Raw genomic sequence first — 25,333 nt, 5'->3', positions numbered from 1 at the left:
GGCAGCTGCCCCTCCAGGACGCAGACCAGCAACCTCATCCGCTGTAACTCCTTGGGAGTCATCGAAATCATGTCCTTCTTCATGGGGGACATAATCGCTAAGCAGTTACAGGGGACAAAGTCGCTAAGCTAATACAGTTTTCGCGGTCGCCTTGACGGCGCTCTTCCCGCTTCCTAAGTTCGTGGACGACGCGAGCGTGGCGGAATTGGCAGACGCGCTGGACTTAGGATCCAGTGTGAATAACATGGGGGTTCGAGTCCCCCCGCTCGCATTTTTTTAAAACTTTTTCCGGCTACGCAACGACCATGATGACTGGACCAAAAAGTGGTTGCGGGTCACCGGCCTTCAATTACTCCGCATCGGCGACGATAAAGAAATCCCGGGTTGAACCATCAAAAGTATAGATTGGGACAAGATCCAAACCGCGCAACAAGCAAATATCTCCGGTTTGAGAGGCGATACCGATGCCGCCACCTCCGGGCGCAAAAGCTAGTTTGGGCATATATGGCCAACCTGTTTCGATCAAGCCATCATCACCATCAAGGATATACACCGCCGGATCGACGCGTTGGGAATAGGCGAAATAGTTTTGGTCGATCCGAGTAAAAAAACTCTCATAATTGGCGGATACACGCGTCTCCTCTTTCCACTCTTTTGTCTTCAGATTATAAATATATGGATAGGAAAAGGGATCCTCGCCTTCATAGCGTAATAATAAGACATAGAGCCGATCCGTATCCCGCCAGACAAATTGTTTATATTCACCGAAAGGTGGTTCGGAAATGTTTTCGCATCCGGAACGGGAACACGCGACCGCTTCTTCATCACGCCAGAACAAACAACGATCAATATCCAGACAGGACATATGAAAGTAGGCAATATTTTCAAACGAGAATGATTCCCAAGTGTCGTTAATACGGTACCAACGCCGCGCCGGATCTGCGCAACCGATTACCAGGTTGCCGTCCTTATTGATATAGGGCTGCGAATAAAAGGTTTGGCACTGTGGCCCATTTTCTAGGATCTTCCACCCTTTATCGGTCAGTTCGTAAAGCAGCTCGGTGCTGATTGCTAGACCCGTATGAGTGCTAGCTAATGCGCCGCCAATGAAATACTCGGAACCAGGCACTTCTTCCGTCACAACCGTTCCGTCAACGATTTGAAAAAGCTCCCAATCCTTTATCAGCGAATCTGCAAACCAACCCTCGACCGGTCCGGGGTTGTCCGGCCAACCGTAGGGCTCGGTTGAGGAATCATCGTTGTTGTCATTGTCATCATCGTCCGATCCGTTACAAGTCGAGAACGATAACGCCAGAATGAAAAGGCCGAACATCATCATTAATGTTTTCATGTTGTCCTCCCATTTAATTGCAGACATCGCAATTGTCCGGATACCGCAGGTCGTTGAGCCGGCATCGGATGTTTTCGCCAATTTTCAATGAGGGGGGTTGCTCCAATGGAACTCGGTCGTGAGAATGAAAAGTAGCGTTTTTCGAATGTCGGCCTTCATCAACTACTCCGCGTCGGCGACAACAAAAAAGTCCTCCATGTAGCCGCCAGGGTATGCGGCAAGCGGCAGATAGTCCGTGCCGATCAATTGCACAAACCCGTCAGCGGAGATGCCGATACCTCCGCCGCCGGGGGCAAAAATCATTCGATATAAAAATGGCCAATCGTGCTCGACTAAACCGTCATCACCGTCGAGAATGTATACTTCTGGATCGATTTGCTGGGAGTAGACGACATACTCTTCGTTGATACGAGTAAACAGGCTTTCACCATTTGGGGCCACGCGGGTCTCCTCTTTCCATTTTTTTGTTTGTAGATCGTACTGATAAGGATAGGAAAAAGAGTCCTCGCCATCATAGTCTAATAATAAGGCATAGAGTCGATTCGTATCCCGCCAGACAAATTGCTTATATTCACCGAAAGGCAATTCGGTGATCCCTTCACATTCCAAACGGGAACAAACCACCGCCGCGTCATCACGCCAAAACATACATCGATCCATATTTAGACAGGACATGTGAAAGTAAGCCACATCCGTGAAGGGAATCGACTGCCAGATGTTTTCGATCCGGTACCAACGTTCCGCGGGATCGGCGCAACCGATTACTATGTCGCCATTGTCGTTGAGGAACGGTTGCGAAAAAAAATATTCACACGGTGGACCATCCAAGAGGAAATTCCATCCTTCTTCGGTCAACTTATACAAGTGATCGGCGCTGACCGCCAAGCCCTGATGAGTGTTGGCCAATGCGCCGCCGATAAAGAGTTCGTTCCCAGGCCCTTCCTCTAGTGTGATTAAGTTATTGGCGATCCGAAACAACTCCCAACCGGAAGCTTGCCAAGTTGCAAACCAACCCTCGACTGGACCGGGATTGTCCGGCCAACCGTAGGGCTCGGGCGAGGAATCATCGTTGTTGTCGTCATCATCATCGCACGATCCGTTACATGCCGCGAACGGTAACGACAGGAATAAAAGGCCGAACATCAACCATCGCGTTTTCATTTCCGCCTCCCATTTAGTCGCAGACATCGCAACTGTCCGGATACCGCAGGTCGTTGAGCCGGCATCGGATGTCCTCATGGTTCCAATTGTTGTTGCAGTCCAGAACGCACTGCAATTTTGTCGAGTAACCCAGGCTTGCCCAGCAGTCATGCCCGTACAAATAGTCGCAGGCAAGTCCGCAGCACTTGCAGTACGGGTAAGTGATATGGTCTTGCAGGCAATCGCGATAGATTTGACTCCATAAATTTTGCGCGCAAGTATCCTCGCACTGCGATGCGGAGGAAAATATTCCACAGGAGATCAAGGCCGCATTCGTATCACAGACATTGGCTCGCGAAGTGCCGTCATCGCCGCAACAAATGGGTGCGAGGGTCGCCGGTGCGCACGCCGCGGTTTGCTCGAAAGAAGTCGTCAATACGCCGACACAAGCACCAGTCGCCGGTCGAAGACTCGGACACCTGACGCCAGTGCAACTGGTGCAAGTTCCGGTAGCGCAATTGGCGCAATTCCAGCTCGGGTAGGTACAAAGAATTCCGACGCAGACGCCATGTCTTTCGAAGGCGTCAATAATGACGTTGACGCAATCCAGCGTCGTGCCGATCGGGCAGAGGCCGTCGAGCTCGTTCATGGCAATCGCATAAGTGGTTACATACATCTCCGTCATGGTATTGACATCGGTCAGGGCGATTTCCTTGATGACCTGATAGGCCAATTGATCGGTGTAGATCTTGCCCAAACCTTTTTCCGTGCTTCCCCAGCCGTTGCGAATATCCCAAAAAACCTGGGAAACAATGCTGCCCCGATCGTAAACGTCGGGACAACAACGGAAAGTCGGTTGGTACACAAACAAGCCGTCGTCGCTCTCGCAAACCAGGTTGGTCAGGTCAAAATTTTCGGGCGACGCGTTTTCCATCGATGCGCCGAAGTATTTGGCGAATCCTTCCTTGAATACACTTTCTTCATGAGCATTAAATTGATAAGTGTGGCCCCAATATTCCGTTTGTGTTGCATACGCTTTTTGAACGTAGTGGGTGAATTCGTGATAGAGCGCGGTATGACGGATCAAGTCATCATACCATGTGCCATTGTAATAACTCCAAGTTGATGCAGTGCTGCCAATCACCATGGTCGGATGCAAGGATTCAAATTCATGATCATAAAGAGGAGGAAGGGAATTTTCCTCCCCCCAGTCAACTGTATAAAAAGGGAAATACCCCTCTTCATTGGGATCTAGTGAAATACAGTTCGGTGTTAAATTACCACCAGTTAATCCATGTGGAAAACCATATGAACGAAAACAGGCAGGCATTCCAAGGGAGCCGCATAACTCCGCGGTTGATGGATCCTTGTTGACGATAATCGTGAGGTTGTGGTCCTGGGGATACTTGGTCAGGTGCGCCAGACCGGGAGCAACTTGATAAAAATCCTCATTAAAACCTAGGACATTCCGGTAATAATTCAACTCGGTGATCACGTTGTAGAAGGCTGTCCAGGTTGAAATGTCGTGACGATGAATAATGTTGCCGTCATCGTTAATCACCGATGGGCTTAAAGTAACAATTTTGTAATTGAAAATCCGCGTTGTCCCCGATGTATCGTTCGAGTTTAAAATATTGATGTCGCAATCGTCCGCGTCTTCCATCGCGTCATAAATGTGCAAATCCGGGTTGAAAGCCGCTCTCCGTGAAGCTGTGCCGTAACTGTTGTCGATATACTTCCAACGATAGGCTGGTTCGTTGCACATGATGGCCGCTTGCGTATCCAGGGTGTAACCATAAGCGGCGCTGTCGTAAGTGTCGCCGGGCGCGCTGTCGATGTTCGAGATAATATCGATCACCGATCCGGCCTCGGCATCGACGATCGCCGTCACATCGTGGCCCAGTCCTTCGATTTCAAAGGAAGTGACGACGCGAAAAACCCATACAGGCACGATTTCGCCGCTATCAAAGTTGTACCCATACCGGCCATGGCCGAATTGCACTTCATCGGGCAATGCATTCAAGTAGGAAAGAACGGCGGCTTTGGCCTGTTCTTCGTCGATCCAGGCAGTCAACGGAACGTCAACGTGTCCGAGATATTCGCCGGCGATTTTAATCAGCCGGCCTTCGGCGTCGAAGGCTCCGATAACCGATCCGTTGCGATAGGGAATGCCCTCGATTTGTTGATCAAACGCGATGACCGTTCCTGCGGGGCAAGATGGTTCGAACCATTCGTCTTCCCGCAAGCCCGGCAACGGTTCCATTCGGGAATGATCGCAGTGGTAGACCGCACGAGGGTTGACCAATTCGGTTAAGATGCGATCGGGAGCGGGCTGGTTTTGAATGCCGAACAGCTCGCCATTTTCCTCGATAAAATTCAGCATGGTGCCGATGAAGTCACCGTTCGACTCGACCGGTTCGAAACCCCAGACAATAGTGGGATGGCCCATTTTGCTTCCCCACCGGATTTCCGCGGCAGGATATTTACTTTGAAATTCCTGCCATGCCTCCATGCATCCCGGATCGGGTTCGACAGCGTCGGCGCCCGATGTGCCGGCGGCGATAGCAATTACGGGAAAAACGAGACTAATACCAAAAAGCACTATCGCGACAAAAAATAGTTGGTGATTGAAACAACGTTTGGGGGGGGGCAAATAATTCATGTTATTCTCCCATATCGAGAAACTTCAAGAATTAAAAATATCAAAGTCCACATCCCAAGGCAAGTAAATATTTTATGAGTTTTGTATTCGTTGCGATTTGATGTCTTTCATGGGGGAGCCGCTTGCCCAAATCAGTATCCGGCGATTATTCAAAAATTTCTTGTCTCATCGCTTCATGATTTTACGAGAAGAAAAGCACGGCCATCGATCCGGGAGATCGAAGGCCGTGGCACCTCCAATTCCAATTTACTTTCAGCAAAAAGAGAAGCTTACCCCTTTTTCTTGAACATCGCGTCCAGCGGGTTGTCCGCCCGCTTGAGCTTGGACGGGTCGGCGATCTTCGCGGCGAGGTCGGCTTTCAGGCTCTCCTTTTGCGGATCGACGAAATCCCTCGAAAACCGCTTGGCCATCTCCTCGTTCCGCTGGGCCTGCGCGGCCTGGAACGCCGCGATCTCCTCCTCGATGCCGGGTTTGTTTTCGACGCCCTCGAGTTCTTCCAGCTTCCGGTGATCGTCGAGCAGCAGCTTGACGCCGTAGGCTCCCGACATCACGCGCAAGGCGCCCAATTCATCCAGTTTGTTGACGAGGTAATGCACGCTTTCGATGGAAAAGCCGAGGAATTCGGCGACCTGTTCGGGCGCGGGCGGGGTCTTTTCCCGGTGCGTGAGCAGCCGCACGGCCGCCACGATCAGATGCCCTTCCTGGTAGAGAGAAAGTTTCTCGTCCATGGTCACCTCCTGGATGCAAGGCCAATCTACACCAGGAGGGCGGGAGCGCAAAGCGTCAACCGGCGGCGGGTGGTTCCCAGCGCCAGAGAATCCCCGTGCCGACGGGGTGGCCGACGATTTTTTCGACGTGGGCGCATTTGACGATGAAGAGAAAATACAGCGGCCTCGTCACGCGGCCGTACAGCGCCTCGAAATTGCCCTGTCCCTTGGCGATCACCACGTCGGCGCCGTCGAAGAGCAGTCGCGCCTCGGCCGTCAGCAGTTCGGGCAGCGTGCCGGGTGCGTCGCTGCCGCTGGGGATGACGCGGGCCAGTTCGTCGATGCCGGTCTGGGCCGCGTCGGCCAGCGTCGCGTCGTTGAGCGCCGGGGCGGACCGGACGGCGAACGTCACGGCGACGTTCGGCGGAAACCGTTCCAGGAAGAGCCGGTCGCACCAGATTTCGCCGGCGTTGTCGCCGAGGTACAGCACTTCGCGCGCCAGCGACAATTCGGCGCGCAGCGATTCGGTGTCGTCGATGCCCAGCGGTCCGTCCGCCAGCCGGTCGATCGCCGCCAGCAAATCCGGCGCGTCGCGATAGGCGAAGTCCATGACGTTGCCCGCCAGCGCCAGACGGGTCGCGGCGGCAAAGGGGTCGGCGGCTTGCCGCAAGCGGCCGCGCAACTCGGGCGCCAGTTCCGCCGCGCGGCGATTGGCGTCTTGTTTCAACTCGCGAAAGGGATCGTTCGTGCCGAGGTAGGCCGTCAGGATTTTACCGAGCCCGCGCGCCACTTGCGGCATCACCGTTCCGGCGGGCGCGCCGGCCACCAAGGCACGGACCTCGGCGAGCAGGGCATTTCGCCGTTCCGCGGGCAGTTCGTGAAGCCGCGCGATCCGTTCGACGGCCCCGGCCATGCATTCCTGGCATTGCGGATCCAGGCCGACGGGCTTCATCGAGCGCTCCGGGCTCGCCAGGCGACGAGTTGGTCGTAGGTCACTCCGGTGAAGTCCGGCACGTGGGCGAAGCAGCCGGCCAGCCGTTCGCGGTCGATCCGCAGCGTCAGTCCCAACACGCCCAGACCGGCCGACAGGCCGCTGTTCATGCCGTTGGTGGAATCCTCCACGGCGATGACGCTGCCGGGCGCGAACGATCGGCCGACGGCGGCGGCGAGTTTTTCCCGGCCGATGAGGTAAGGCGCGGGGTCGGGTTTGGGTTTGGGGTATTCGCCGGCGGCGACGATGGTCCGGAAACAATCGGCGATGCCCAGCCGGGATAATTGCAGGTCGATTTCCGGCCGCAGTGCGCCGCTGACAATGCCCAGGGGCGCATGCGCCGCCAGGTCGCGCACGAATTCGGCGACGCCGGGAATGCCGGTCGGCCGGGTGCGGACAAGCCGGTCGAAAAGCACCCGTTTTTTCTCGTGCAGAGCGGCTTTCGCCTCGTCGGTCAGTGTGCGGTCGCGGCGTTCGAGCACCAGGCGCAGGAACTCGTAATCGGGAACGCCCAATAGCGGGCCGTAGTATTCCTCGTTGTTATAGGTGATGCCCAGCGGTTCGAGCACCTCGCGCCAGACCTCGTCGTGCAACGGCTCGTCGTCGATCAGCACGCCGTTGTAATCGAACAATATCGCCTCGATCGCCATATTGCGCCTCCGTCGCTTGGAACGCGCTAGGATACAGGAAAGCGGGAATTCTGCAAACCAAGGCCGGCCGATTTCTCCAATTTCCAGTAAATGATAATTATTCCAATCATGGACGATTTCATCGGGGTTCGATTTGAACGATTCACCAAAAACAACGGATTTCGAAGAAAAAACTATACCTCTTTAAATGGCCGGCCGAAACATCATTTGGACTGAAGGTAAAATTCCAGGCGGAATGTTCTTTCATAGTGATGTGTTCGGTGGGGATTGGAGCCAAAGGAAAAATATCGGTCAGACGGCAAGCCGCGAACCGCACGTCATCACTGTTGAATTCAGATTTCCGGATTTCTATTTAACCGGTTGGCGGGCGTAAAAAATAACCTGTTGAGAGGACGGCGTCATCATGAAATGGTCAGTACGGGCTAAACTGTTGATCACTGTTCTTCCGTTGATTCTGATCACCATCGCGGTTCTGGTCTACGTCTCCTATTACAAGGCCTCGACTAGCATTCTGGACCTGCAGGAAAAGCGGACCATGCTGCTGGTCGAAAAGACCATGGATGATGTCGAGATGTGGTTCGGCGACCGTAAAGGCGAAATCAATATTTTTGCCAAGACGGGCGTGTTTATCGACGCGATCCAGGGTCAGCGGGTCGAGGAGGCCAGGGTCCGGCTGGTGAGTTACCACAAGGACGCGCCACATTACGAAAATATTTTCCTCGCCGATACCAACGGCACGATCGTCCTGGATTCCATCGAAGGGAAATCGGTCGGCGTCAAGGTCGCGGAAATTCCCGCCTACAAGGAAAACATCGAGAAAACCAAGCAGGGCCAGGTCTGGTTGGGCAATCTGGCCAAGTCGCCGGCGACCGGCCGTCCCGTCATGTTGTTGACCGCGCCGATCCTGTCTGGTCAAAACCTGGTGGGCATCATCGGCACGCCGATTGAAATCGAATTCCTGTCGCAGCGCTACATCGCCGATTTCAAGGTCGGCGATACCGGCTACTTCTACATTTGCGACAGCGAGGGCACCTTCTTCGCCCATCCCAAGAAAGAGATGATCCTCGACAAAAACCTCAAGGATTTCGATTTCGGTCCGAAAATTCTGGCTAAAAAAGACGGCATGCTGGAATACAAATTCGGCGGCAAGGATCGTTTCGCCTATTTCCATACCTCCAAGGAAAAGGGCTGGTTGTTCGCCGCCAGTATCGAGCGTCCGGAAATCATGGCCCCGATCAAGGCCATGGCCGCGTTGACTGCGGGACTGGGCCTCGGCGCCCTGATTTTCCTGTCGGTCATGCTGGCGATGATGGTTACCATCAACGTCGCCCGGCCGATTCGTAAAACCAACGACATGCTGCACGATATTTCCGAGGGCGAAGGCGACCTGACCGTCCGGCTCGACGTGGTCAGCAACGACGAAATCGGCGAACTGGCCGAGAATTTCAACCGCTTCGTCGAAAAATTGCAGAAGTCGATCTCCCTGGTCGCCGAAAACACCAACGTGTTGCAGGGCGCCGCCGGCTCCCTGGCCTCCGTGTCGACCCAACTTTCCAGCAGCGCCGAGGAACTGACCGGCCAGTCGAGCACCGTCGCCTCGGCCGCCGAGGAAATTTCGGTGAACGTCGATACCGTCAGCAAGGCGACGGACCGGATGTCCCACAATTTCCTGACCATCGCCGCCTCGACCGAGGAAATGTCCTCGGGCGTCAATTCGGTGGCCGCCGCGGTCGAGGAAATGACCGCCACGATCCGCGAGGTTTCGAAGAACTGTGTGCGCGCCTCGCAAATCTCCAACGATGCCTCGAGCAAGGCCGACGCGACCGGGAAGATCATGGGCCAACTGGAAACGGCCGCCAAGGAAATCGGCAAGGTGGTCGACGTCATCAACGACATCGCCGACCAGACCAACCTACTGGCCCTCAACGCCACGATCGAAGCCGCCAGCGCCGGCGAGGCGGGCAAGGGCTTCGCGGTCGTCGCCAACGAGGTCAAGGAACTGGCCAAACAGACCGCCCAGGCGACCGACGAAATCGTCGTGCGGGTGCGCGGCATCCAGGACCAGACGATCAACGCGGTCGACGCGATCAAGCAGATCGCCGAAACCATCTCGGAAATCAACAGCATCACCAACACCATCGCCTCGGCGGTCGAGGAGCAGACGGTGACGACCAACGAGATTTCCCGTTCGCTGGCCGGGACGGCGCAAGGGGCGGGCGAGGTTTCGAAGAACATCCAGACGCTGAAGCAGAGCGTCGAGAGCGAGGTCGTGCGCGGGGTGAAGGAAGCGGCGACGGGCGTGCAGGAAGTGTCGAAGAACATCCAGGGCGTGAATACGGCGGCCCAGTACACGGCCAACGGCGCGGCTTCGACCGACCAGGTGGCGAAGCAGATTCAGAACCTGTCCGAACAACTGCAAACGGTCGTCGGGCAGTTCAAGGTCTGATCGAAAGCAAAGTCCCGATCCGGTTTTCCCCAATTGCCGGATCGTGGTGACCTCCTGATAAAAGGCCTGGGAAATTCCCCGATTTCCCGGGCCTCTTCTTTTAAAAGCCGATGTTTGTCGAGAGTCTCCGCGAACCACCCGCAAAAGGTAAAAAAGAAGACGAGGAAGGATGTGGCTATAGGGTATATCCGAGATCCATTCTATTTAATCAAAAAATTAGACTTATTAGTCATGAAGTTAGAAAATCATCCAAAACTGGATAGTCCCCTGTTTTTTCCTAATCCAGTTAGCAGACCTCGCCGAATAGTCATCATGGATGGGCGAGATGAAATGAAAAAAAGGGGTAAAACTCCCGGCCCAATGCCTTCCATCGGAATAATCCGGCGACGGATCGGAAGCCCGGAAAGCTCTTGAAACCGCCGAAATCGCTTTCGGCTCTCAAAAACGGAAAGTTATTGAGTCCGTATATGTACTCCTCGTGCGCCATCAGGCAATTCCGCGATCCGGGAAACCGTCCAGCGGTAATTGATCAACAAAAGGGGTGTTCATCATGAAGTGGACTATTCGTCGCAAATTGCTCGTGGCCATCGTCCCGATCATTCTATTGACCGTCGGCGTGATGGCCTATCTGTCGTACAACCGATCCTCGAACAACATCATGTCGTTGCAGGAAGAGCGGACGATGGTGATCGTCCAAAAGACTCTGCAGGACCTGGAAGTCTGGTTGAACGACCGCAAGGGCCAGGCCGAGATTTACAGCAACGCCGATGTGTTCATCAACGCCTGCCTGGGCGAAAACCTGGAAACGGCGAAACAGAAGCTCGCCGTGTACCACAGCAATGCGCCTTACCTGGAAAGCATGTTCGTGGCGCGTCCCGACGGGACGGTGTTCATCGATTCGCTCGGCGGCAAGATGGCCGGCCAGAAAATCGGCCAGGTGCCGCAATTCCAAGCCAATCTCGACAAAGCCAGACAAGGAGAAACCTGGGTCGGCGCGCTCGGCCACTCGCTGGCGACGAACAAGCCGGTGATCATGCTGACGGCGCCGATCATGCGGGACAATCAATTGATCGGCATCATCGGCACCCCGATCGAGGCGTTGTACCTGTCCAAGCAATTCATCAGCAACGTGAAAGTCGGCGAGACCGGCTACATCTACGTTCTCGAAAGTGACGGCACGTTCCTCGCGCATCCGAAAGAGGAAAACATCCTGAATAAGGGTCTGGGCGATACCGATTACGGCAAGGCCATGCTGGCGCAGAATGAAGGCTCGCTGCACTACACTTTCGAAGGCGTAGATCGCATCGCTTATTTCAAAACGCTCGCGGGATTGAACTGGCTGGTCGCGGCCGGCATCAATAAAAAAGAGATCATGGAACCGGTCAACAACATGGCCTACCTCATGGTGGTGGTCGGCCTCGTTTCGATGATCTTCCTTTCCGTGATGCTGGCGGTGATGACCACGATGACCGTCTCCAAGCCCATCCGGACCACCACCGACATGCTCTCCGACATCGCCAAGGGCGAGGGCGACCTCACGGTGCGGCTCGACGTGGTGAGCAACGACGAGGTCGGCGAACTGGCCGAGAACTTCAACCAGTTCGTCGAGAAGCTGCAAGTCTCGATTCAACAGGTCGCCAAAAACACCGCTGTGCTGCAGGAATCGGCCAGCTCGCTTTCGGCCGTGTCGTCGCAGCTTTCCAGCAGCGCCGAGGAAATGACCAACCAGTCCAGTGCCGTGGCCTCCGCCGCCGAGCAAATCACCGCCAACGTCGACGGCGTTTCCGGCGCGACGGTCAAGATGTCGGAAAACGTCGGCACGATCGCCGCCGCTTCCGAGGAAATGTCCAGCAGTGTCAATTCGGTCGCCGCCGCGGTCGAGGAAATGACGGCTTCCATCCAGGAAGTGTCGAAAAACTGCATCCGCGCCTCGCAGATCGCCAATGACGCCTCGGGCAAGGCCACCGGCACCAGTGACCTGATGAATCACCTGGAAACGGCGGCGAAGGAAATCGGCAAGGTGGTCGAGGTGATCAACGACATCGCCGACCAGACCAATCTGCTGGCCCTCAACGCCACGATCGAGGCGGCGAGCGCCGGCGAAGCCGGCAAGGGCTTCGCGGTCGTCGCCAACGAGGTCAAGGAACTGGCCAAGCAGACCGCCCAGGCGACCGACGAGATCACCAAGCAGGTCGAAGGCATCCAGAACAAGACCCTCGATGCGGTCAACGCCATCCGCCAGATCTCCGAGATCATCCAGGAAATCAACAACATCACGACCACCATCGCCTCGGCCGTCGAGGAACAGACGGTGACCACCAACGAAATCTCGCGCTCCGTCGCCGGCGCGGCCGAAGGGGCGGGCGACGTCTCGAAAAACATCCAGCACCTGCGGGTCAACATCGAAAACCAGGTCGTCCGCGGCGTGAAGGAAGCGGCCACGGGCGTGACCGAGGTTTCGAAGAACATCCAAGGCGTGAACATCGCCGCCCAGCATACCGCGCAAGGCGCGACGTCGACCGACCAGGTCGCCAAGCAGATCATCGACATGTCCGACGAGTTACAGAAAGTGGTGGGTCAGTTTCGAGTTTGACACCCCCTGATGTTTCCGCTTTCCCGGAAACCCACCACTCCCCGCCCGGAGGCCTTTTTGGCCGCCGGGCGTTTTTTTATCTCGCCGGATGCGGTGGTACAAAAAAGCCCGCGGCGCGCGCCGCGGGCTTGGTCGTTTTGAAAGGCGATCAAAACACGCCGAGCAGGTTCAGTAGGCACGCCCACGCTGCGGAGGCGTCGGCGCTGTCGATCGTGCACGACAGCGCGTCGACGGCGAAATCCTTCACGTCGGCCATCGGGGGCGCGGCGAAGAATTCGGCCAGATCCCAACTGTCGTCGGCGATCAGGCTAGGCAGGCCGAGACTCGCGAGGATCATGTTCAGGTCGGCCGGATCGAAATATTGCCGCGTCTGGGCGTCGGTGTCCAAATCGGTTTGATCGGCCAGGGCCAGGTACAAGTGCCAACCCACGGCCCGCGCCGCCGGCAGCGCGCTCATCAGTTCGGTGGGGAAATTTTCGCCCAGGAAGCGATACGGTTCGTTGGCGTCGCGCCGGCCGTTGCCGTTGGCGTCGGCGTAGGCGAGCAGATCGTCGGTTTGGTCGTCGGTTTCGGCGTCGACCTGCGGCCAGACGTTGACGGCGTATACAGACGCCAGGGCAAAATTGCGTTGCGAGCGGGCGAAGCGCCACAGCTCGTCCGATTTCGGCAGCAGGAAATCGGGGTAATCGGGATCCTGCAGGATATCTCGCAAAATCACGACCAGCTCGTCGAGCAGCACTTGATAATCCACGTTGCCGCCGGTGATCGCCGACACCAGGTCGGAGGCGAGCAGCGGGCCGACGTCCATATTCAGATTGGTGCCCTGGAGGAAATCGACCGCGCCCTCGATCAGGCGGACCAGCGAGGTCAGCCAGAGCACGTCCGCCGCATCCCACTCGCCGCCCAGGTCGAGCAGTTCCTCGCCCTGGAAAACGATCGGCAACGCCTGAAGGTTGAGCACGAGATCCGGATCGGCGAGCGCGTCGTCGAGCCGCAGGTTGATCTCGTCCAACTGTTTTTCGAGGATCTGCTTGATGAAATGGTGCAGCGTGTCGTCGATCGTCGAGCCCGGCGCCAGGCCGCCTTCATTGCCCTGGGCCAGGGTGTTGGCCGACATCAGGTTGACGACGAACGAAATCGCCTCGTCGCCCATCTGGATGATCGACAACAGGTCGGTCAGCGTCATGCCCAGGCTGGCGGGACCGTCGGCCGGTCGCACGTCCAGCGCGCGCGAATAGGCGTCGGCGGCGGTGAAGACGTCGCCTTCGGCCAGCGCCCGGCCGCCCTTGGCCATCAGTTGCTGATAATCCTCGACCGGCGGTTCGCCCGCTTCCTGGGTGCAAGCGGCCGACCACGCCACCAGCGCGATCAACAGGCAAAACAATGCGGCTTTTTTCATGAAAGGCATGGTAAACGCTTACGCTTTCGTGTCAAGCAGGACATCGGAAAATCGATCCTGCTCGGCCACGTTTATTCCAGACCCTCCCGACATTCGTCGAGCAGATCGCGCCAGCCGGCTAACCGGTTATAAGGCTCGTCCGCGGAAGAGCAGCCTTCGAATTCATAGGTGTCGTTATTCAACATCGGGACGCAATGAGTATAGGGAGGAATGAAGGCACGGATGCATTGCCGCAAATCCGCGATTTCCTCGCAAGGAGTTTCGCTTTCCTCGTGCGCTAAAACGTCGGCGATCGTTCCTTCATCCCAAGGTTTGTCGTCGCAAACGCTAAACTGTGCCGAACCACGCCAACCGGTAACTTCCAGATGAGACTGGCCGCACTCGCTGCAATTGTCTTCCGTTAGGCAACCGAATGACGGGCCAAGCCAGTAATACATACTTACGGGCAAGTGAACAATGCACGCGTCCCAAATATCGTCGACTATGCCCGATTCGCATTGCACGGCATATTTCAGGTTGTCGGGGGCATTGTAGAAATACAACTGAGTGGCGATGCAAAGCGTATCGTCACAGCCCGAATCCGCCACCTCGCATTGATTTTTCCATTCCTCGACCTGCTCCGCCGAACCGGTCGCCTGCTCCGGACTGTTTTGCCAACACATCGGCTGACAGACCGGCGACGAATCGTCGTTGTCGTCGTCATCGTCGGCGGAATCATCATCGTCCGACGAGCTTTTTTGGCAGGCAAAAGCCATCGCAAGACTCAACGCGGCTAGCAAAGACAGGAAAAGAAGAATTCGCGGTTTCATGTTTTTGCTCCAATCGAGTGGGTTAAAGCAAATCAATATCGGCATCCGGTCCATCGGCGTCGTCGCGATCATCGTCCTCGTAAATCCATATAAAGTAAATCCTGGCTTTGCCGGAGGCACAGGAACCGCCATCGCCATGAGCGCTATTGACTTGTGTACCAGTCACTCTCAACCGTAAATAGTGATTTCCAACTCCTTGGTAGTATACCATTTTTTTCAAATCCGAGCCGATATCCGATCGGATCGTCGTCCAGGTTGTCCCGTCCGCGGACCATTGCAGGCGTAAATCGATATCGTTTGGAATCGGGCTTGAAAAACTACTCGTATACCACCAAATCGCCGCCTTGAAGCTATCGACATCGGAGGAGAGCAACTGCCCGTTCTTGATATTGATATCAACAACTTCGCCATCACCTACACAAACGGCTGAATCCTGCCGGCCCCAAGGTGTATCCAAACCTATATCGTCAATTCGCCGCATTTTCGTCCGACCGGCCCCCCAATAGCTTGAGAAACCAGCCAATTGGATTAGATACTGACCGGCTGACCGGTCACCCATCATTAACATGAACACTCGCTGCACGCCTGGCAGCAACATCATGCTGTCACTCCTTTCGCCAACCATGAAATCAATCGCATCGACAAGGGACGCGGCAACTCGAGGTTGGGAAAAGCTCGTCCCATCATAAACCGGGCTTTGATAATTATAGCCAGATGAGCCAGAATTTCCGTCCGCATCGAGATACCATTGGATCGTTCCAGGTGCTACTAAATCGACAATCGTCCTTACTCTTGATCCATAATAAGTGTGCGGACCGTGACTGCTGTAATCTGACGCCAATGCCGCATCCCAATCCGCAGCTGTTTCCTCGGACCCGGAACCAATAGCGCCGACAGCCAATACCCCTTCGGCGTCTGCTGGACTGCCTACACTGCAAGCATTACCATTGTCTCCTTGATTTCCCGCGCTGAAAACAGATAATATTCCAGTTTCATAAACCGCATTCGCGGCTTCTGAAATTGAGCTTGTTGCCTCGCAGGAATAATCACCAGCACTAACACTTGCGCTAATCAGATGAACATTGCTTTCGACGGCTCTATCGAAAGCATTCACCATCGAAGGTATAGCTGTAATACCCGTATCGAAAAGTACCAGACCCGCCTCTGGAGCCTGTCCCGATCTAATGCTTCGAGATATTTCGGATGTGTATGCCGGATCTTGTCCATCACGAAGATCACCGGCGAGAAGACCGGCAACCTCCGTACCATGCCAATAATCATCGCCAAAATTGTTGTCATCGGAAGTTATATCAGTTGGCGGGGAGAATTCCTCACAAGTGCTTCCGCATTTCCAAGACTGAAAAATACGATAATTACTTCCGGTGGATTCCTTGAAGGCGACATGATCGCCATTCATGCCAGTAGGATCCATAACGGCAACAACAACATCGCTCCAGGAGCCGGGCATATTATATTCGCCATCGTTACCAGTATCGCCATTTTGATAAATATAGTATGGTGACTGAAGTTGCATATGATCGAGAATCGGTGGATTTGCACCGACAACATCCAAGTTGGCCTTGAGGGTAAGATCAGGCACCATCACACGCGAGACATCCACAAAATCCTCCAACCATGCCAAACTTTCCAGCGAAAGATTGACGTGAACGAAATCCAAGCCAACCAGATAGGCAATTATCTCCAACCCTGGTATGTCCTCCAATTCTTCGGCTATTTCCGCAAATCGGTTTCGCCGATACTCAAAAAAATCAGTCGTGATTTCAGCGCTTACCTCCTTTACTTTCAACGCCCCCATTTCGAACAAATCCTTGTTTATCCATGTTTCCTCCAGAAGTTGGTCGACTGGATTGAGAATTCCTAATTCTGATAATTTTAGAAACGCCTCTCCTTTCTGTTCCGGAAACGATTGCAGTAGAAAGACATCGGAATCCGTTATTTTTAAATATTCACTAGACAAAGAAGGCCCTTCTTCAAAAGTAACCAAACAATCGTCAAGTTCTTTTTGTGATTGAGCATCTTCGTAGCATTGCTCGATCAATTCCTCATGAGATGTATATTTTGTCTTAATAACCGATGGCCCATAACTTGATTCGTATCCCCCATCGGCATCGCGCCATTCGCTCGAACCCCATAACAATGTTTCGTTTGTCTTTGGAATCGGGATTAACAATTCGCTGGCAATTGCCCGGCAAGTAAAAAACGAGAGAAAAAGTAGCATTATCGCAATAAATTTTTTAGTTAGTTTTTGCATCGCTTATTCTCCTTCAATAGTTAAGCAGTGTTCATTGTTCCTCTATGTGGCGATTCAGGCAGAAATATTTCCAAACCGCCTTTTACTAAATTCCCACTTGATTATCGTGATTAATGAATTGTGATATTCAGAAAAATGATGAAAAGTAAAAACATTTTTTTGATAAAAAATAAACAAGCCTTTCCATAAATTTATTATTTTTTCATTGGTTCTTGATGAATGAGCTTGTGGCGGCAATGGGATATTTTCATCATGGATACAGTATAATAATCAGCACGCTGAAAATTGTTAATTTGATGGGATCAACCGATTAAGTCTCCTTGCCCAAGCCAGCGGGCGGCGATATGGTAAACGCATGAAAACGCGCCTTGCCGCATTGGCGTTGCTTGTCGGATTGGCTTTATTCGCCCTACTCGGGGTGGAAGGAGCCCAGGGCGAATTGCGCGTGATCCTCCTGCTGAGTCAACGGACCGGGCCGACGGTGCTCAACAAGCTGGTCGGCGATATCGGCCTCGCGGCGCCCTACGAGGAATCGTGGGAGCGCAAAACGATCCTCACCAAAAAGCTGACGCCCGACACCTATACCGTCGTGGTGAAAAACGTCGAGGCGTGCGCAGCGGCCGATTGCGTTCCCTGTCCGGAGGCCAAGCGGGAAGTGACGGTGACGATCAACCAGAAAACGGATCTGGTTTTTCGCTGGAAGGCGAAGTACGACCGCGTCCAGAAAAAATGGGTCTGCGAATGACCGGCCGGTTTACGCGCCCGACCGCTTGATCGTCACCACCGCCCCGCCCGGATCGTTCAAGAGCCGCCCCACCGGAAATTCGGCGAAATGCCGCGGCGCGAAAACCACGCCGCGCCGCAGGCGCGCGTTGATCCGCACCGCCACGCTGAATTCCACGCCGTCGTTGGCGACGCGCACCGTGTCGCCCGCGCCGACACCCAGTCGCGCGGCGTCCTCCGGGTTGAGCTCGATCCACGGCGCGGGGCAGATTTCCGCGATGGCCCGCGACCAGCGGCTGAGCGTGCCGTTGTGCTGGAACACCGGCCCCGCGATCAGGAAATGATCGCCGGCGGGCGGCGCGATCGGATCGGGCAATTTGCCGAACGCGATCTTGGTCTCGGGCGCGAGCACCAGCCGCGGCAGCAGGACGCCCTGGCGATTTTTCGCCGGCGCCTCGGCGTCACCGAGCGCGGGTACGGCCCGCATCGCTTCGGCGCGAATCGCCTCGAACTTTTTCCACGGCGCGGGCCGGCCCAACCGCTCGGCCAACGCCAGCAGAATCCGCCATTCGCTCTGCACGCCTTCCGGCGCGCGCAGCGCCGGGTTCAATTGCAGCAAACGACCCTCGCCCGAGAGGTAGGTGCCCGCGCGCTCCGCGAAGGTGGTCGTGGGCAAGAACAGGTGCGCCCGCTTGGCGGTTTCGGTGAGGAACGAATCGCCGACCACGACGAAACCGGTGACTTCCAGGGCCTGGCGCAAGGATTCGGCCAACGGGGCGTCGATGAGCGGATCGGCGCCGAAAGCGAGGAGCGCGCCCAGGCGGCCGGATCGGCCCGCCTCGACGACGCCCGCGTAGCCCTTGCCGGGCGCCAACCCGGCCAGCATCGCGCCGTACAGGTTGCAGCTTTCGGCGGAAAGCAACAAGCCGTTTTCCACCTTGCCCAGTGCCAGCAGCAGATCAATCGCCAGGTTGGTGACCGCTTCCGCCGACGTGTCGGTCAGCGCCGCCGAACCCAGCACAATGACCGGCCGCTTGGCGGCGGCCAGTTCGGCCGCGGCCTTTTCCACCGCGTCCAACTCGAGACCGGTCTGGGCGAGCAACTCGGCCGGATTCAGGCGATCGAGGCCCGCTTTGAACGCCGCGAACCCGTCGGTGCGGCGGATGATGAAATCGACATTTTGGCCTTTGCGATCGACCAACGCGCGCAACAGCAGCAACAGCAGCGCTGTCTGCGAACCGGGACGATAGGGCAGCCGCGCCGTGGCGTACGGCTCCAGCTTGGTCGGCAGCGGATGCGCGTGAATCAGGCGGGCGTCGTTTTCGCGCACCGCGGCCAGCGCGTCCAGGTGCGGCACCGGCATCTCGGCGGCCAGGTCGGAACCCAGCAGCAGGATCGCGTCGGCCTGGCGCAGCGTGGCGAAATCGGCGGTCGAGCCCGGATGGCCGAGGCGATCGCGGGCGATTTTCAGCGCCGCGCCATAGGCGTCCTGTCCCGGGACGGCGAGGCGCGAGCCGCCGAACACGCGGGCCAATAAAAATGCGTCCTCGATCGGCAGCCGCGCACCGGTCAACACGCCGATCGCTTCCGGACCGCCGGTATCCAGCGCGTGACGGACGCCGGCGGCCAGCGCGTCGAGCGCCTCGTCCCACGACACCGGTTGCAATTCGCCGTCGCGCCGCAGGAGGGGGGTGCGGACGCGCCGTTCGTCGTGCAGGAAATCCCAGCCGAAGCGGCCGCGGACGCAAAGCCGGCCCCGGTTGGTGGTCGTCGCGAGATCGCTCGTGACGCGGTAGACCCGGTTGCGCCGCGTTTGCAGCTCGATCTGGCAACCGGCGCCGCAATAGCCGCAGACGGTTTCGGTGCTTTTCAGATCCCACACGCGCGCCTGGTGCTTGAACGGTTTGAGCAGCAGCGCGCCGACCGGGCAGATGGCGACGCACTGGCCGCAGAATTCGCAATCCAGCGGGCCGCCGTTTTGGGTGTTGATCTTCGTGCGGTAGCCGTGGCCGTCGAATTTGTAGGCGCCGACCGCCTGCACCTCGTGGCAGACGGCCACGCAGCGCCCGCAGCGAATGCACCGCCGGTCGTTGCGCTCGATCAGCGGGCTGAGCGTGTCGATGCCCTGCTCGCCGATGTCGGCGCGGAAGGGTACCTCGGTGACGCCGAGCCGGTAGGTCAGGTCCTGCAGCTTGCATTCGCCGGCCTTGTCGCAGATCGGGCAATCGAGCGGGTGGTTGAGCAGGATGTATTGCATTTGCGCCCGGCGCAGGCGGAGCAAATCCTCGTCGTCGGTCGTCACGGCCAGGCCGTCGTTCGCCGCGGTGGTGCAGGAGGCGACGGGCTGGCTTTGCCCGGCGATCTTCACCAGGCACAGGCGGCAACTGGCCAGGCGATGGATCCAGGGGTGCTCGCACAGGGTCGGGATGTCGATCTCGAGCCGGCGGGCCGCGTCCAGGATCGTCGTGCCGAAGGGCACCGTGATTGCGCGGCCGTCGATGGTCAGCGTGACGTTTTTCGGTTCGGTTTTTTTCATCGCGCCACCCCCGCGAGGCGGACGCAGCGCAGGCAGCGGCCGGCTTCCGTCGTGGCGCTCCGGGCGGTCATCACCTGTTCCACTTCCTCGAAGTTGCGAATGCGGATCTCGATCGGCAAATGGTCGAAGCCTTGCCGCGGCAGGCCGGCCGGCAACGCGACGACTTCCTTTTTATCGTAATTGCGCAGGCCGCCGAGCAGGCGCTCCATCCGCTGGTAGCGGTCGAGTTCGACCGGGCCGCCGCGCAGGAAGCGGTCGATGCTGATCGCCGCCCGGTTGCCCGCCGCGATCGCCTCGATCAGCGTCGCCGCGCCGGTGACGCAATCGCCGCCGGCGAAGACGTTGGGCAGCTTGGTAAGGCCGGTGTAGGCGTCGGCGCCGATGGTGTTCCACTTGGTGATGTCCAGACCGTCGCCGGCCTCGAGGAACGACAGATTCGGCGATTGGCCGATGGCCGGGATGACCACGTCGGCCTCGATGACGAACTCGCTGCCCTTGACCGGCTGCGGGCGGCGGCGCCCCGAGGCGTCAGGTTCGCCCAGTTCCATGCGTAGCAGTTCCAGGCCGGTCAGCCGTCCGGCGGCATCGGCCAGCAGGCGCGTCGGGTTGCACAGGAAGTTGAATTTGATGCCCTCGTCCTGCGCGTCCTGGATTTCGACCTTGTCGGCCGGCATTTCCTTGATCGTGCGGCGGTAGACGATCTGCACGTCGGTGAACCCGAGCCGCAGCGCCGTGCGCACGCAGTCGATGGCGACGTTGCCGCCGCCGACGACCACCATCTTCTTGCCTTCGACCACCGCACGGCCCTCGGCCACGGCGCGCAGGAAAACGACGCCGTGGATGAAACCCTTGTAAGCCGCGTCCTCGCCTTCGGCGCCGAGCTTGTTCGAGTTGTGCGCCCCGACGCCCAGGAAGATCGCGTCGTAGCCCATGCCCTGCAGATCGCGCCAGGTGAACCCCGGATCGCCCAGCCGTTTTTTGTAGTGGATTTCGGCGCCGAGTTCCTGGATCAGTTCGATTTCCCGCCGCAACACCTGACGCGGCAAGCGGTAGTCCGGAATGCCGACCGCCGCCATGCCGCCGCCCTCGGCCAGCGATTCGAAGATGACCGGGTGATGGCCCGCCTGCGCCAGTTTTTCCGCGCAGGCCAATCCCGCCGGGCCCGCGCCGATGATCGCCACGCGCTTGCCGGTCGCCGGGCCGGCTTTCCGGGGCGGTTTGGCGCCGTGCAGCATTTCGAAATCGGAGGCGAATCGTTTGAGATCTTTGATTTGGATCGGCTCATCGACGTTGGCGCGCCGGCAGTTGCTTTCGCACGGCCGGACGCAGATGCGCCCCAACACCGTCGGCATGACGCAATTGGCGCGCGCCACGTTGCTCGAATCGAGATAACGCCGCTTTTTGATGTTTTCCACGTATTTCGGAATGTTCAGATGGGCCGGACAGGCTTCCAGGCAGGGCGCCGTCACGCGGGTCACCAGTTCCACCGGCGGCAACGCCCGACCCGAACCGACGCAAGCCGCGAAGTCGGCGGCGAAATGCTCGAGCGCCAGGAGGACCGGCTGGGGCGCGGTCTGGCCGACGGAGCACTTGGACGAGGCGGCGATGCCGGTCAACAGGCTGTGCAACCGTTCCGGATCGCCGGGTTCCGCCTTACCCTCGCAGAAGCGGGCCAGCATTTCCGCCGCGATCTGCGTGCCGACCCGGCAAGGGAAACACTCGCCGCAAGAAGCCTCGCGCTGCACGCCTTCCAGATAGGACCGGCAGAGCGCGACCACGCTGATCGTTTCGTCCGTGAGGAAAAATCCGTCCCAGCCGATGAAGGCTTTGACGTCGTCGGGTTCTTGAAACGTGAACGGCAACTTGAGATCGGCCGGTGCAACCCACTGATCGCGCGGTTTGCCGCGATTGTCCAGCCGCGCCTGCCCCCAGCATGAAAAAAGGACGGTACCCATGAGAAGTTCATCTCCGGCGATCACTCTGTTAATCAACGGCGCAAATTTTCGATTTTGTGTAACACCCGTTCCCATGAGCGTCAAGAAGTGGCGATTGGGACAATTCACCGCGCGAACCGCGGTCGGCTTCAGGAAGATCAATGGCGAATAATCACCGATCGGCGCGCCGTCCGGCGAACGGCCGCGCGGGCGGTGAGATCCCCCGGCGGCCATCCGCGAATAACCATCGACCGGACCGGGCCCGCGGACGTTTGCCGAATTGACAGCCGCCGGCCGAAGCCTTAGCTTGACCGCCGATTCGTCAGCGCGAGGTTTGCCATGCCGTATGCGATCGAGACCGTCGACCTGGTCCGCACATTCAAGAAAAAACGCGGAGAATTTTTCACCGCCCTGAACAAAGTGAATCTGCAGGTTCGCGAAGGCGAGGTTTTCGGGCTGCTCGGTCCCAACGGCGCGGGAAAGACGACCCTGATTAAAATATTGGCGACGCTGCTGTACCCGACCGCCGGCAAAGCGTTGGTGGCCGGCCGGGACGTGGTGGAGGATTCCGAACGCATCCGGCCGTTGATCAACATGGTCAGCGGCGGCGAGACCAGCGGTTACGGCATCCTCACCGTGCGCGAAAACATCTGGATGTTCAGCCAATTCTACGGCATTCCGAGCCGCGTCGCCCTGCCGCGCATCGACCGCTACCTCGAGCGGTTCGGGCTGACGAAGGACGCCAAGACGAAGGTCAACCGGCTGTCGACCGGCATGCGGCAGAAAATGAACATCATCCGCGGCTTCGTCACCGATCCGAAAATCCTGTTTCTCGACGAACCGACCCTCGGCCTGGACGTGCACATCGCCCGCGAGGTGCGTTCGTACATCCGCGAATGGATCGCCGAGGACAAGACCCGGACGATCCTGCTCACCACCCATTACATGGCCGAGGCCGAGGAACTGTGTCATCGGATCGCGATCATCGACGGCGGCCAGGTCGTCGCCTGCGACGCCCCCGCGACCTTGCGCGCGACCCTCGGCAAGGGCGGCTCGTTCGCGCTGTCGCTGTCGCCGGCCCCGCGCGACACCGCGCTGGTCGATCGGATTCCCGGCGTTTCCGACGCCTACCTGTCGCATCCCGAGGCGAACGACAACGGCGAGCTGCGCTTCCAGCTCGGCGACGATACGCGCCTGACCGAGATTTTCGCCGCGGCGACCGCCGCCGGGCACAAGGTAGTCGAGTTTTCCAAACGCCAGCCCGACCTGGAAGACCTGTTCATCAAAATCGTGGGGCGCCGCCTGCATGAGCATGAATAGCCTGATCCTGGCCTGGCGGGCGATCCGGGCCCGCGCCTACGTCCGCGTCGTCGGCGGCAACCGCGAATTGTCGTGGCTGTTCTCGGAAGTGGTCTTGCCGGTCGTGTCGTTGGCCGCCTACATCTTCATTTACCGCAGCCTGAACGCGCCCCGGCAATACGAGGCGCTGGTCGTCCTGGGCGGCGCGATGATCCCCTTCTGGGTCGGCGTCCTGTGGGGCATGGCGTCACAATTCTACTGGGAAAAGGAGATGGGCAACCTCGACCTGTTCATGGCCTCACCGATGCACCCGGTGTCGCTGCTGTTGGGCATGGCGGTGGGCGGCATGTTCATGAGCCTGGTGCGGGCGACGGGGGTCATCCTGGTAGGTGTTTTCGTTTTTCGGGTCGAGTTCGCGATCCGGGAACCGGGGCTGCTGATCGCGCTTTTTTTGCTGACGATGACCTCGCTTTTTTCCCTGGGCATGGCGGCCTCGAGCATCTACTTCATGGTCGGCCGGCTCGGCCTGAAGTTGAACATGATCCTGATGGAGCCGGTCTACCTGCTCTCGGGCCTGTTTTTTCCGGTCAATAAATTCGGCCCCGTGATGCTGCTGATTGCCGCGCTGATCCCGCTGACCCTCGGCCTCGACGGCATCCGGCAACTGATGATCGTCCATCAGCAGAATATCGGGTTTCTCTCGCCGGCGAGCGAAGCGGCGATTCTTCTGGCGATGACCGTCGCGTTCACGATCGGTGCCGAACGGCTGATGAAGCGCCTCGAGCAAAAGGGCAAGCGCGACGGCACCATGACTTTGCGGTGGCAATGATGGAATTTCGCAAACGGCTGCGCGCCTTCCGCGCCTCGATGAAGATCGGCTGGAAAATCGAGTCGAACTGGACCAGCGCGCCGCTTTACCTGCTGTACGCCGCGATTCGGCCGCTGTCGCTGTGCGTGCTGCTCTATTTTCTGTTCAAGGTTGTCAGCGCCGCGCCGTCCGCCGACCCGCGCTTCCTCGCCATCTTCGTGGGCAACGCCATTTTTTCGATTTTCGGCACCCTGGCCGGCGGCTTGTCGTGGGCGATCATCTCCGACCGCGAACACTACCAGCTCATCCGCTACGTCTACATCGCGCCGACGCCCTTCATCTGGAAGATTTTTGGCCGCGCCGTGACCTTCGTCCTGGTGGCGCTGTCGAGCGTCGCGCTGATCATCGCCGTCGGCGCCTGGTGGCTGCATCTGCCGATCGGCTGGAGCCATATTCACTGGCTGTATCTGCTGGCCATGCTGGCGCTCGGCCTGCCGGCGACCCTGGCGCTGGGCTTGTTCTTCGCCGGCTTGCTGCTGGTGACCGCCCGCCACGCGATGCTGCTGGCCGAGGGGGTCGGCGGCACGTTGTTGCTGATCTGCGGCGTCCTTTACCCGACCTCTTACCTGCCGGCCTGGCTGCGGCCGCTGGCCTGGGCCAGCCCGCTGACCTACTGGATCGAGGGCTGCCGGCGCGCTTTCGGCGTCGTCGGCTTCGACCGGCACCTGGTCTGGATGCCCGACTGGCTGCTGGTCCTGGTCCTCGCGCTGCTCACCGCGCTGACCGCCGTCGCCAGCTACAAGGCCTTCAACCGCTTCGAACATTACGCCAAACGCCACGGCAAGATCGACCAGACGACGAATTATTGATTTTCTTGAACACCACACCTTCAGCCTCGTTCCTCGGCTGAAAGTGTGCCACCCGAGCCAATATTGAATTTCGTTGACTCGGGGTGGCCCACCTTTACGCCTTGCGGAAAGGTGTGGTCTGTACTTTCCCGTGCGATATCATTT

The 25,333-nt window shown here is 57.8% G+C and carries 17 protein-coding genes and 1 tRNA gene; 7 read left to right on the top strand and 11 right to left on the bottom strand.

The genetic code is table 11. The annotated features are described in order from the left end of the window. Positions 1-190: 190 nt before the first annotated feature. Positions 191-271: transfer RNA gene (locus GX444_06055), tRNA-Leu, on the top strand. A gap of 78 nt (positions 272-349) precedes the next feature. Here GX444_06055 and GX444_06050 read toward each other — a convergent pair. The 6 genes from GX444_06050 to GX444_06025 all read right to left on the bottom strand — a co-directional run bounded on the left by GX444_06050 (position 350) and on the right by GX444_06025 (position 7,501). Further along, the gene (locus tag GX444_06050) at positions 350-1,351 is read right to left on the bottom strand and encodes a hypothetical protein (protein NLH48151.1); all 1,002 of its coding nucleotides are present in this window, start codon (positions 1,349-1,351) and stop codon (positions 350-352) included. 162 nt (positions 1,352-1,513) lie between these two features. Beyond that, complete coding sequence (locus tag GX444_06045) at positions 1,514-2,512, bottom strand: hypothetical protein (protein ID NLH48150.1); 999 nt, start codon at positions 2,510-2,512, stop codon at positions 1,514-1,516. A 13-nt stretch (positions 2,513-2,525) separates the two neighbouring features. Next, the gene (locus tag GX444_06040; GenBank protein NLH48149.1) at positions 2,526-5,153 is read right to left on the bottom strand and encodes a hypothetical protein; all 2,628 of its coding nucleotides are present in this window, start codon (positions 5,151-5,153) and stop codon (positions 2,526-2,528) included. A 269-nt stretch (positions 5,154-5,422) separates the two neighbouring features. Then, positions 5,423-5,881: a hypothetical protein gene (locus tag GX444_06035; protein ID NLH48148.1), complete on the bottom strand. Its 459-nt coding sequence runs from the start codon at positions 5,879-5,881 to the stop codon at positions 5,423-5,425. Positions 5,882-5,936: 55 nt separating this feature from the next. Continuing rightward, positions 5,937-6,812 carry a DUF89 family protein gene (locus GX444_06030; GenBank protein ID NLH48147.1) on the bottom strand — a complete coding sequence of 292 codons (876 nt, stop codon included), beginning with the start codon at positions 6,810-6,812 and terminating at the stop codon, positions 5,937-5,939. Beyond that, positions 6,809-7,501, bottom strand: coding sequence for an HAD family phosphatase (locus tag GX444_06025; GenBank protein NLH48146.1), 693 nt, complete (start codon positions 7,499-7,501; stop codon positions 6,809-6,811). The genes GX444_06030 and GX444_06025 overlap by 4 nt, the downstream gene beginning before the upstream one ends. 403 nt (positions 7,502-7,904) lie before the next feature. On the opposite strand from GX444_06025, the gene GX444_06020 reads away from it, so the two are divergent. Together GX444_06020 and GX444_06015 are read left to right on the top strand one after the other, a co-directional pair. Further along, positions 7,905-9,947 carry a methyl-accepting chemotaxis protein gene (locus tag GX444_06020; GenBank protein ID NLH48145.1) on the top strand — a complete coding sequence of 681 codons (2,043 nt, stop codon included), beginning with the start codon at positions 7,905-7,907 and terminating at the stop codon, positions 9,945-9,947. Positions 9,948-10,497: 550 nt separating this feature from the next. Next, positions 10,498-12,540, top strand: coding sequence for a methyl-accepting chemotaxis protein (locus GX444_06015; GenBank protein ID NLH48144.1), 2,043 nt, complete (start codon positions 10,498-10,500; stop codon positions 12,538-12,540). Positions 12,541-12,688: 148 nt separating this feature from the next. Here the strand turns inward: GX444_06015 and GX444_06010 are convergent, their stop codons facing one another. The 3 genes from GX444_06010 to GX444_06000 form a co-directional block, all read right to left on the bottom strand. Then, positions 12,689-13,939: a hypothetical protein gene (locus GX444_06010; GenBank protein ID NLH48143.1), complete on the bottom strand. Its 1,251-nt coding sequence runs from the start codon at positions 13,937-13,939 to the stop codon at positions 12,689-12,691. 71 nt (positions 13,940-14,010) lie between these two features. Next, positions 14,011-14,820, bottom strand: coding sequence for a hypothetical protein (locus GX444_06005; protein NLH48142.1), 810 nt, complete (start codon positions 14,818-14,820; stop codon positions 14,011-14,013). After that, complete coding sequence (locus GX444_06000; protein ID NLH48141.1) at positions 14,771-17,020, bottom strand: S8 family peptidase; 2,250 nt, start codon at positions 17,018-17,020, stop codon at positions 14,771-14,773. Before GX444_06000 ends, GX444_06005 begins: the two co-directional genes overlap by 50 nt. 355 nt (positions 17,021-17,375) lie before the next feature. Between GX444_06000 and GX444_05995 the strand changes: the two genes are divergently transcribed. Then, entirely contained in the window at positions 17,376-17,765 is a 390-nt protein-coding gene (locus GX444_05995) for a hypothetical protein (GenBank protein NLH48140.1), read from the top strand. Positions 17,766-17,774: 9 nt separating this feature from the next. On the opposite strand, the gene GX444_05990 is transcribed toward GX444_05995, so the two are convergent. Both GX444_05990 and GX444_05985 read right to left on the bottom strand, forming a co-directional pair. Beyond that, the gene (locus tag GX444_05990) at positions 17,775-20,279 is read right to left on the bottom strand and encodes a molybdopterin-dependent oxidoreductase (protein NLH48139.1); all 2,505 of its coding nucleotides are present in this window, start codon (positions 20,277-20,279) and stop codon (positions 17,775-17,777) included. Further along, positions 20,276-22,234, bottom strand: a complete 1,959-nt coding sequence (locus GX444_05985; GenBank protein NLH48138.1) for an FAD-dependent oxidoreductase — start codon at positions 22,232-22,234, stop codon at positions 20,276-20,278. Before GX444_05985 ends, GX444_05990 begins: the two co-directional genes overlap by 4 nt. Positions 22,235-22,552: 318 nt before the next feature. Here GX444_05985 and GX444_05980 point away from each other — a divergent pair, with 318 nt between their 5' ends. Genes GX444_05980 through GX444_05970 form a run of 3 tightly spaced genes read left to right on the top strand, consistent with a single transcriptional unit; the run spans position 22,553 to position 25,189 of the window. After that, positions 22,553-23,533: an ABC transporter ATP-binding protein gene (locus GX444_05980; protein ID NLH48137.1), complete on the top strand. Its 981-nt coding sequence runs from the start codon at positions 22,553-22,555 to the stop codon at positions 23,531-23,533. Next, complete coding sequence (locus tag GX444_05975) at positions 23,520-24,341, top strand: ABC transporter permease (protein NLH48136.1); 822 nt, start codon at positions 23,520-23,522, stop codon at positions 24,339-24,341. The genes GX444_05980 and GX444_05975 overlap by 14 nt, the downstream gene beginning before the upstream one ends. After that, the gene (locus tag GX444_05970; GenBank protein ID NLH48135.1) at positions 24,341-25,189 is read left to right on the top strand and encodes an ABC transporter permease; all 849 of its coding nucleotides are present in this window, start codon (positions 24,341-24,343) and stop codon (positions 25,187-25,189) included. The genes GX444_05975 and GX444_05970 overlap by 1 nt, the downstream gene beginning before the upstream one ends. Positions 25,190-25,333: the final 144 nt, after the last annotated feature.

Source organism: Myxococcales bacterium (genome assembly GCA_012517325.1).
Lineage (GTDB): Bacteria > Lernaellota > Lernaellaia > Lernaellales > Lernaellaceae > JAAYVF01.
This window is presented reverse-complemented; position numbering and strand designations above follow the sequence as displayed.